This window comes from Aeromicrobium sp. Leaf272 (assembly GCF_001422865.1).
Classification (GTDB): Bacteria; Actinomycetota; Actinomycetes; order Propionibacteriales; family Nocardioidaceae; genus Aeromicrobium.
The window spans coordinates 354,224-355,347 of sequence record NZ_LMMY01000011.1 but is presented as its reverse complement, the minus strand read 5'-3'; the positions used below and the strand labels follow the sequence as shown (position 1 = coordinate 355,347).

At 69.0% G+C, this 1,124-nt stretch carries 2 protein-coding genes; both read left to right on the top strand.

What is annotated here, in order from left to right; translation table 11 throughout:
- Window positions 1–536 (top strand): molybdopterin-dependent oxidoreductase (locus ASF38_RS08785; RefSeq protein WP_156366877.1); only part of this gene is annotated, 536 nt, incomplete at its 5' end.
- A 29-nt stretch (window positions 537–565) separates the two neighbouring features.
- Window positions 566–1,124: fasciclin domain-containing protein (locus ASF38_RS08780; RefSeq protein WP_156366876.1), on the top strand; the 559-nt coding region annotated here is incomplete at its 3' end.

The following is a 1,124-nucleotide window of genomic DNA, read 5'->3' as shown; positions in this document are numbered from 1 at the left end:
CCGACCGTGGTGCGCTGATCGCGGTCGGCATGAACGGCGAGCCGCTGCCGCTCGAGCACGGCTTCCCCGTCCGCATGGTCGTCCCCGGCCTCTACGGCTACGTCTCCGCCACGAAGTGGCTCGTCGACATCGAGGTCACGAAGTTCTCGGACTTCAAGGCCTACTGGTCGACCCGCGGCTACTCCGAGGAGGCGCCGATCAAGCTGTCGTCCCGCATCGACGTCCCCAAGGCCTTCCAGGCGCTGCCCCGCGACAACGTCCGCATCGGCGGCGTGGCCTGGGCGCAGACCGTGGGCATCGAGCGTGTCGAGGTCAAGATCGACGACGGCGACTGGCAGGACGTCGAGCTCGCGGACCGCGACGGCGTCGACACGTGGCGACAGTGGTCCTGGACGTGGGAGGACGCCACCGAGGGGACCCACCAGGTGACCGTGCGTGCGACCGACGCCGACGGCACCACACAGACTTCCGACCGGGTGCCCATCGCACCGGACGGATCGACCGGCTGGCACAACGTCAGGTTCCGCGTCGAGTAGCAGGAAACACCCAACCAAGGAGAAGAAACATGCGCACGACGACCAAGAGCAAGACCCTCGCGATCACCGCCGTGGCCTCGCTGTCCCTGTTCACTGCGGCCTGCGGCTCGAGCGATGACGACGCCGCTTCCTCGTCCGACAACGAGACCTCGGCGCCCGCGTCCGAGGACGCGTCCGACGCCGGTTCCGACCTCGTCGGCCCGGGCTGCGCCGACTACGCCGCGCAGGTGCCGGACGGCGCCGGCTCGGTCGAGGGCATGGCCCAGGACCCGGTGGCCACCGCCGCCAGCAACAACCCGCTGCTGAAGACGCTCGTCGCGGCCGTCTCCGGTGAGCTCAACCCCGACGTGAACCTGGTCGACACCCTCAACGGTGGCGAGTTCACCGTGTTCGCGCCGGTCGACGACGCCTTCGGCAAGCTGCCCGAGGAGACCGTCAAGACGCTCGGCACCCCCGAGGGCGCCAAGACGCTCGAGTCGGTCCTGACCTACCACGTCATCCCCAACCAGATCGCTCCCGCCGACATCGACGGCACCTTCAAGACCGTCAACGGCGCCGAGCTGACCATCACCGGCGAGGGCGACAACA